8 protein-coding genes and 2 riboswitches are annotated in these 8649 nt (G+C 74.0%); all 8 genes read left to right on the forward strand.

Features of this window, described 5'->3' with window-relative positions; translation table 11 throughout:
• Positions 1–18 precede the first annotated feature (18 nt).
• On the forward strand, positions 19–516 hold the full coding sequence (locus ACFWXO_RS15785) for a flagellar hook-length control protein FliK (RefSeq protein WP_380524491.1): 498 nt from the start codon (positions 19–21) through the stop codon (positions 514–516).
• 159 nt (positions 517–675) lie between these two features.
• Positions 676–820: riboswitch (cobalamin riboswitch) on the forward strand.
• Positions 821–928: 108 nt separating this feature from the next.
• Complete coding sequence (locus ACFWXO_RS15790) at positions 929–2485, forward strand: prenyltransferase/squalene oxidase repeat-containing protein (protein ID WP_380524492.1); 1557 nt, start codon at positions 929–931, stop codon at positions 2483–2485.
• Positions 2482–3570, forward strand: coding sequence for a hypothetical protein (locus ACFWXO_RS15795; protein WP_380524493.1), 1089 nt, complete (start codon positions 2482–2484; stop codon positions 3568–3570). Before ACFWXO_RS15790 ends, ACFWXO_RS15795 begins: the two co-directional genes overlap by 4 nt.
• A 4-nt stretch (positions 3571–3574) precedes the next feature.
• The gene (locus ACFWXO_RS15800; protein ID WP_380524494.1) at positions 3575–4795 is read left to right on the forward strand and encodes a CbiQ family ECF transporter T component; all 1221 of its coding nucleotides are present in this window, start codon (positions 3575–3577) and stop codon (positions 4793–4795) included.
• Entirely contained in the window at positions 4792–6435 is a 1644-nt protein-coding gene (locus ACFWXO_RS15805) for an ABC transporter ATP-binding protein (protein ID WP_380524495.1), read from the forward strand. The genes ACFWXO_RS15800 and ACFWXO_RS15805 overlap by 4 nt, the downstream gene beginning before the upstream one ends.
• Entirely contained in the window at positions 6432–7220 is a 789-nt protein-coding gene (locus ACFWXO_RS15810; protein WP_380524496.1) for an ECF transporter S component, read from the forward strand. The genes ACFWXO_RS15805 and ACFWXO_RS15810 overlap by 4 nt, the downstream gene beginning before the upstream one ends.
• Positions 7221–7242: 22 nt before the next feature.
• A riboswitch (cobalamin riboswitch) is annotated at positions 7243–7367 on the forward strand.
• A 37-nt stretch (positions 7368–7404) separates the two neighbouring features.
• Positions 7405–7623: a CbtB-domain containing protein gene (locus ACFWXO_RS15815; RefSeq protein WP_380524497.1), complete on the forward strand. Its 219-nt coding sequence runs from the start codon at positions 7405–7407 to the stop codon at positions 7621–7623.
• 26 nt (positions 7624–7649) lie between these two features.
• Positions 7650–8525, forward strand: coding sequence for a CbtA family protein (locus ACFWXO_RS15820; protein WP_380524498.1), 876 nt, complete (start codon positions 7650–7652; stop codon positions 8523–8525).
• Positions 8526–8649: the final 124 nt, after the last annotated feature.

Below are 8649 nucleotides of genomic sequence, written 5' to 3' on the forward strand. Positions count from 1 at the left end.
TCCAGGAGGATTTCACCGATGACCGACACCTTCACCGCGGTCCGCCCGGCCCGCCGTGCCCGCCCGGCCCGCCGTACGCTCGGGTCGATCGCCGCTGCGGCGGCCCTCACGGCCGGCCTGCTCGGCGTCTCCGCCGTCCAGGCCCCGCAGGCGCGGGCGGACGCCTGCACCGGCACCACCGGGGTCACCGTCGTGGTCGACTTCACCGCCGTCGGCGGCGGCGTCCAGACCGGCTGTGCGCCCGGCGACCCGGCCAGCGGCCTGGCCGCGCTGACCGGGGCCGGTTTCTCGTACTCCTTCCACCCGCGCTTCCCGGGCTTCGTCTGCACGATCAACGCCCTGCCGACGACCTGCACCAACCCGACCGGCAGCGCCTACTGGTCGTACTGGCACGCCCAGCACGGCGGCCCCTGGTCGTACAGCAACCTGGGCGCGGGCAGCTACAACCCGGCACCCGGCGACGTCGAGGGCTGGTCCTTCGGCGCCGGTGCCCAGCCGGGCATCACCGCGCCCTGAACCGCGTCCTGAACCGCGTCCTGAACCGCGGACGCCGACCGGTGCCCGGCTCCTCTCCCGGGAGGGGCCGGGGCACCGGTGACCCCCCCACCGCTGCGCGTCAGCCCCGGTGCCGCACCCGGGTCCTCCCGCTCGGCCACCGCTGACGCCTCATTGACTCTGCTTCGGTCAACGTGGTCTGATGAACCGATTTTTTGCCCTCGGCATTCAGGGGAAGCCGGTCCAACTCCGGCGCTGACCCGCAACCGTGGACCCACCTGAGGGTGGGTGAGCCGGAATGCCTGGACCGGGGGTGTGTTCACACAGCACTTGCGTCGTCGCGGACTACGACGTGGTCTCGACGGTCCCGTGTTCCCCGTGGGCGGCCGTCGGCTGCGCCGTTTCTCCCGTGTCGACCGACCAGGGAGTCGTCGTGAGGGTCAGCAGCAGTCGTACACGTCACAGAAACCGGGACCTCGCCTCGCTGGTGGTCGCCGGTGCCGTCGCGGTCGCCGCCTGCGGTACGGTCCTGCTGGGGCACCCCGAGAGCGCGGCAGCCCGGCCGACGATCCCGGCCCTGACCGGTGCCGACCTCACCACCGCCCGGCACGACGCGGACGGCCCCACCGCCACACCGACCCCGCCTGCCGGGAGGAAGCCGGACGCCGCCAAGGGGAGTGCCTACCTCACCGACCCGTCCCGCCTGACGGACGGTCACTACTACGAGGGGTTCCCGGCCTTCGCCGACTTCGGCCTGACCATCGACGGGGCCTACGCCCTCGCCGCGACCGGTACGGACGACGCCGCGCTGCGCAGGATCGTCGACTTCCTGGACCAGCAGGGCAAGGACGCGAGCGCGCGCACCGTCAACGACTGGACCGCCATCGGCACCGAGTACGCCGGCGGCGGGTCCATCGGCAAGGAGGCGCTGCTCGCCGAGGCGGTCGGCCGCAACCCGCGGAACTTCGGCGGCCACGACCTGATCGCCGCCCTCGCCGCGATGGTGTGCACCAAGGCCGACGCGGGCACGGGCTGCGACGCCCCGGGCAACTACACCTACGCCACCTCGGTCTTCTCCCAGGCGCTCGCCGTCATGGCCCAGCTCCGGGCCGGAGAGTCGACCGGTGCCGCTCCCGCGATCGGCTACCTGAGGAGCCTCCAGCACCCGGACGGGTCCTGGCCGAGTCTGATTCCGGCCGCCGGTGACTCGGATGTGGACAGCACGGCCATGGCCGTCATGGCCCTCGCCCTCGTCCCCGGGGACGAGGCCGCCCAGGCGGTCGACAAGGGCCTCGGCTGGCTCGCCGCACGGCAGTTGCCCGACGGCGGCTTCCCCGGCGCGGCCGGCAACTCCACCAACTCGGCCGCGCTGGCCGTCCAGGGGATGACGCTGCGCAAGGCCGCCTACGGCGGACAGATCGCCAAGGCACTCGACTTCCTCGCCGGGCAGCAGAACGGTGACGGCGGGTTCAACGTCGCCTCCACCGGGCAGCGGGGGTCGGACGTCCGGGCGTCCACGCAGGTGCTCGGCGGCGCCACCGGCATCTCCTTCGGCACGCTGTCCCGCGACCTCGGCGGCTCGCCGACGCCGACCGGGACGCCGTCCACCACGCCGTCCGGCACGCCGACCCCGACGAGTACGGTCACCCCGACGGGTACTCCCTCCACCACTCCGTCCGGTACGCCCACCCCGACCGGCACCTCCACCCCGACGACCACGTCCACCGGGACCCCGACGGGTTCGCCCACCACGACCGGGCCCGGCCCGACCACCGGCGCGCCGTCGTCCGGTGGCGTCGACGCCCCGACGGATGGCGGTGCCGAGGCGGCCGGAGGCGTCCCGGTGCAGACCGGTTCGGATCACCTCGCGAGCACCGGAACCCAGGCACTGGCGCTGACGGCGGCCGCCGGTGCGCTGACCGCGCTCGGTGCCGCTGCCGTCATCGTCGCCCGTCGCCGCCGGACGGCCGCCCCGGGGCGTCACCGGTGAGCCGGGGACTCGGGCAGCGGCTCGCCCGGCTGTCCGGGGCGGCGGCACTGACCTCGGCGCTGGCATTCGGCGGCCTCGCCGTGGGCGTGGTCCCGGCTGCCGCTGCGCCGTTGCCGATGGAGCAGTGCACCCCGACCTCCGGGGTCGTCCTCGCCGTGGACCTGAGCAAGTGGGGCGGCCCGCTGCTGCGCTCCTGCGGCTCCACGCCCACCACCGGCTACACCCTGCTGAACCAAGGGGGTTGGAAGACCACCGGCACCGGCCACGACGGCCCGGCCTTCATCTGCCGGATCGGCTACAGCGGTTACCAGGGCGGCAAGCAGTTCCCGACCCCGGACCAGGAGAAGTGCGTCCTGACACCTCCGGCCACCGCGTACTGGTCGTACTGGCACGCCGATCCGGGCCAGAACGAGTGGTCCTACAGCCAGCTCGGGGCGATGCTCTACCAGCCGAAGCCCGGCAGCGTCGACCTGTGGATCTACGGCGGCACCAACGTGGAGGGCACCGAGGGGCGTCCGACCTTCTCGCCGGACAGCGTCCGGGCCCACAACCCCAGTTCCGGCGGGCAGCCGGCCGACCCGGGCCAGGGCACGACGGGCGGCTCCGGCGGAGCGGCGAGCGGTTCCGGTACGACGGGCGGATCGGGCACGACGGGCGGCAGCGGTACGACGCGTGGCGGCGGCTCCGGCTCGACCGGGGGTGCCCCGGCCCCGGCCGCACCCCGGCCCGGCGGAACCCGTCCGCCGGCGCCCGCCGCGACCCCGGGAACGGGTACCGCGGCCACTCCTGCGGACGGCATCACCCCGCCGGGAGCGCCCGATCCCACGCCGGTACCGGCCGAAGTCTCCACCGCCCCGCCGACCGAGACCCCGAGTGACGGGCCGACACCGCAGACGGCCGTGGCCGCGGCCGGGGCGACGTCCGCGCCCGCCGTGCCCGGCGGGGTGGTGGACGCCAACCCGGTGGCCGACGCCCCGCACGACTCCGGTTCGATGGTGCCCGCTGCGCTCGGGGCGGTCCTCGTCGTGGCGCTGGGCGTGGCCACGGTGGTGGCCGCACGCCGTCGCCGCCGACGGGCCGAGTGATCCGGTGAGCGCGCAAGACACCTGCGGCCTCGGCTCCCCGCAGCGCAGCCCCGGGCGGGGCGCCGGGGGCCGGCGCGCCCCGCGCAACCTCCACCCGCTGGCCTGGTGGGCCTGGGCGCTCGCCCTGGCGACCGCGGCCAGCCGCACCACCAACCCCTTGCTGCTCCTGCTCGTCCTCGCCGTGCTCGGCTACGTGGTCACCGCCCGCCGCAGCGAGGCCCCGTGGGCCCGCGGGTTCAGCTACTACCTGTGGCTGGCGCTGACGGTGGTGGCGATCCGGGTGGTCTTCCGATGCGTCTTCGCCACCGGTATCACCCCGCACGACCACCTGCTCTTCTCCCTGCCGCACATCCCCACCCCCGACTGGTACGCGGGGATCCGGATCGGCGGCCCGGTCTCGCTGGAGGCCACGCTCTCGGCGGCCTTCGACGGGCTGCGGCTGGCCTGTCTGATCTGCTGCATCGGCGCCGCGAACACCCTCGCCAACCCCAAGCGGTCCCTGCGCGTCCTGCCCGGGGCCCTGTACGAGCTCGGCGTCGCCGTGACGGTGGCGCTCAGCGTCGCGCCCCAGCTGGTGCAGAGCGTCCAACGGGTCGCCCGGGCACGGAGGTTGCGTGCGGGGGGGCGCAAGGGCGTCCGCGCCCTGCACAGCATCGTGGTGCCGGTCCTGGAGGACGCGCTGGAGCGTTCGCTGGGCCTCGCGGCCGCGATGGACTCGCGCGGCTACGGGCGTTCCGGCACCGCCTCGCGCCGCTCCCGCCGGCTCACCGGGGTGCTGATGCTGCTCGGCATGTGCGGCCTGTGCGCCGGGGTGTACGGACTGCTGGACGGGACGGCCCCGGCCGCGCTCGGCCTGCCCGCCTTCCTCGCGGGTGCCGTGCTCTGCGTGGCGGGTCTGCTGCTCGGCGGGCGCCGGGTGCGGCGCACCACCTACCGGCCGGACCGCTGGCGGGCCGCCGAGTGGGGCGTGGCCGGTTGCGGAGTGGCCGCCGCCGTGCTGCTGTCCGCCACCGTCGGCTACGACGCCACCGACCTCAACCCCTCCCTCTACCCGCTGACCTGGCCGACGCTGCCGCTCGTCCCGGTGCTCGCCCTGCTCCTGGCGGGCGCGGCCGGGATCGTCTCGCCGCCGCCCGGCCGCACGCCCGAACGGACCGCACCGGCCGCACCGAAGCCGCCCGTACGGACCCGCACCGACCGCACGACCTCCGAGGTGAGCACGTGATCCGATTCGACCGGGTCGGTGTGGTGTACGACGGCGAGACCACGCCCGTCCTGCGCGACGTCGACCTGCACATCCCGGAGGGCGAGCTCTGCCTGGTGGTCGGCCGTACCGGGGCGGGCAAGTCCACCCTGCTCGGCGCCGTCAACGGCCTCGTGCCGCACTTCACCGGCGGCACCCTGCGAGGCCGGGTCACCGTGGACGGCCGGGACACCGCCCACCACCCGCCGAGAGAACTCGCCGACGTGGTCGGCGTCGTGGGACAGGACCCGTCGGCCGGCTTCACCACCGACACGGTGGAGGAGGAACTCGCCTACGTCATGGAGCAGTTGGCGATCCCCCCGGACGTCATGCGCAAGCGGGTCGAGGAGACCCTGGACCTGCTCGGCCTGGCCGAGCTGCGCCACCGCGCCCTGCACGAGCTCTCCGGCGGCCAGCAGCAGCGCGTCGCCATCGGATCAGTCCTCACCGCGCACCCCCGCGTGCTGGTCCTGGACGAGCCGACCTCCGCGCTCGACCCGACGGCGGCCGAGGAGGTGCTGGCCGCGATCACCCGGCTGGTCCACGACCTCGGGGTGACCGTCCTGCTGGCCGAGCACCGCTTGGAGCGCGTCGTCCAGTACGCCGACCGCGTCGCCTACCTGCCGGGGGACGGGACGGTCGTGCACGGTCCGCCCGCCGAGGTCTTCCGGGACACCACGATCGCGCCGCCCGTCGTCGACCTCGGCCGCCTGGCCGGATGGCGGCCGCTGCCGCTGTCCGTCCGGGACGCCCGCCGCGCCGCCGCACCGCTGCGGGAGCGGCTCACGGACGTACCGGTTCCCCCGCCGCGCCGGGCAGCGGCGGCGGGGGAACCGGTGCTGGAGGCGAAGGGCGTGGTGGTCCGGTACGGGCCGGTGGCCGCCGTCCGGGACGTCCGGCTGGACCTGCGCGCGGGCGAGGTCACGGCGCTGATGGGCCGCAACGGCTCCGGCAAGTCCTCGCTGCTGTGGGCCCTCCAGGGCTCCGGGCCCCGCCAGGGCGGCAGCGTGAAGGTCACCGGTGCCGGGGGCGGGAAGGCCGAGGACCCCAAGCGCCTGCCCGCGGCCAGGGCCCGGCAGCTGGTCGGGCTCGTCCCGCAGACCCCCACCGACCTGCTGTACCTGGAGACGGTCGCCCGGGAACTCGCCCAGAGCGATGCCGAAGCCGAGGGCGCCGACGGGCCGACCGCCCGGCAGATCCTGGACCGCCTGGCCCCCGGGATCCCGGACGACACCCACCCCCGGGACCTCTCCGAGGGGCAGAAGCTGGCCCTCGTCCTGGCGATCCAACTGTCCGCCGCACCAAGGGTCGTGCTGCTGGACGAACCCACCCGGGGGCTCGACTACCACGCCAAGGAGGCGCTCACCGGCATCGTGGACGCGCTCGCCGCCGAAGGCCGTACGGTCGTCGTCTCCACCCACGACGTCGAGTTCGTCGCCTCCGCCGCCGACCGCGTCGTGGTGATGGCCGAGGGCGAGATCGTCGCCGACGGGCCGACCGCCCAGGTCATCGTCGCCTCGCCCACCTTCGCCCCGCAGACCGCCAAGATCCTCGCCCCACTCGGCTACCTGACGCCCCGGCAGGTCGCCGAGGCCCTCGAACCGGCGGAGGCCGCGCGATGACCGCCGTACGGATCCCCGGCCGGGCCCGCGTCGTCGTCGCCCTGGCCGCCTTCATCGGCCTGGTCGCCTTCACCTGGCCGTTCGTCGTCGCACCCGGGAAGTTCGGCTCCAACTACGCCCCGCCGCTGATCTTCGCCGCCCTGCTCGTCCTGGTCCTCGCCGTCGTTATCGCCGAGATCTCGGCGGGCGGCATCGACGCCAAGGCGCTCGCCATGCTCGGCGTCCTGTCCGCCGTCAATGCCGGGCTCCGACCCCTCGGCGCCGGGACGGCCGGCGTGGAGACGGTCTTCTTCATCCTCGTCCTGGCCGGCCGCGTCTTCGGCCCCGGCTTCGGCTTCACCCTCGGCTGCACCTCGCTGTTCGCCTCCGCCCTGCTCACCGGTGGAGTCGGCCCCTGGATGCCCTACCAGATGTTCGGCTGCGCCTTCGTCGGCATGCTCGCAGGCCTGCTGCCGAAGACCCGGCGCCGCCGGGTGGAGGTGCCCGTGCTGGCCGTGTACGGGGCCTTCTCCGGCTACCTGTTCGGCTTCCTGCTGAACCTGTCCTTCTGGCCGTTCTCCACCGACCCGAACAGTTCGATCGCCTACCTCCCCGGTCTGCCCTTCACCGAGCAGTGGCACCGCTACCTGCTGTTCGACCTCGCCACGTCGCTCGGCTGGGACACCGGCCGCGCCGTCACCACCCTGACCGCCGTGCTCGTCGTCGGGCCCGCCGTCCTGACCGTCTTCCGCCGAGCGGCCCGCCGCGCCAACTTCGAGCCCACCGTGCGCTTCGAGGCCGATTGACGGCCCCGGCGGACAGGCCTACTCTGCCGGATGTAGTGATGGCGTAAGGAAGCCGGTGGAACTCCGGCACGGTCGCGCCACTGTGAGCGGATCGCCCTTCGGGGCGGCCCGCGAGTCAGATACGACGCCATCACGATTCGCCCCAACAAGAGCGGGACGCACGATCCCCGAAGGAGGCTCCACCGTGAGCACCAGTATGCCCGGACCCTCTGCCCTGCCCGTCCCGGTCGTGGTGCCGGCGTCCAAGGCCGTCGCCTGGCTCGTCGTCACCGCGTTCCTCGCGCTGGCCGTCTACTACTTCATCGGCGTCGACCAGGGTGCCTACTCCGTGTTCGGCAAGGACATGCACATCCACGAGTTCGTCCACGACTCGCGGCACTTCCTCGGCTTCCCCTGCCACTGACGAGCGGAAGCAGCGAACAACCAGACATGGAGAAGAAACTCATCCTGCGCGGCGTGCTCGCCGGCGCAGTGGCCGGCCTGCTCGCCTTCGTCTTCGCGCGGATCTTCGCCGAGCCGCAGATCAACGCGGCGATCGAGTACGAGAGCGGTCGTGACGACGCGCAGGGCCTGCTGGACAAAGCCGCCGGGCTGCCCATGGACATGGGCGGACCGGACATCTTCAGCCGCACCGTCCAGGCCAACGTCGGCATCGGCGCCGGCATGATCCTGTTCGGTGCGGCGATGGGCGCGCTGTTCGCGGTGGCGTACACCGTGTGCCTCGGCCGGACCGGCAGGCTCCGCCCGCGCAACCTGGCGATGCTGGTGGCCCTGGGCGGGTTCCTCGGCCTGTACCTCGTGCCGTTCGTCAAGTACCCCGCCAACCCGCCGGCCATCGGACACCCCGACACCATCCGCGACCGCGGCAACCTGTACCTGGCCATGGTCGCCTGCTCGCTCCTGTTCCTCGTGCTGGCGGTCTGGCTCGGCAAGCGCCTCCAGGCCCGGTTCGGGAACTGGAACGCCACCCTGCTCGCCGCCGGCGCCTTCGCGGCGGCGATCGGCATCGTCATGGCGGTGCTCCCCTCGCTCGGCGAACTCGCCGACAACGTCCAGCAGTTCGGCCATCACGCGACCGAGACGCCGCTGCCGCTGACCGACGACAAGGGTGCCATCGTCTACCCGGGCTTCCCGGCGGACACCCTGTTCGAGTTCCGCTTCTACTCGGTGGCCGCGCAGCTGCTGCTGTGGGCCGCGCTGGGCCTGCTCTTCGGACCGATGGCCGAGCGAGTGATCAACGCCCGTACGGCGGCCGCCACGGCGGTCCCGGCCGAGTCCGGCTCCGAGCCGGTCGGCGCGGCGTGACGCACACCCGACCGAGGGCCGCGACGCCGCAGCGGCGCCCGGGGCCCGGGCCGGTGGTTGCGGCCGGCAGCCCAGCGGGCGCGGGGGGGGCCCCGTACCGCCCGGGCCGGGAGACCCCATAGAA

The sequence above is a fragment of the Kitasatospora sp. NPDC059088 genome (genome assembly GCF_042738155.1).
Taxonomy (GTDB): Bacteria; Actinomycetota; Actinomycetes; order Streptomycetales; family Streptomycetaceae; genus Kitasatospora.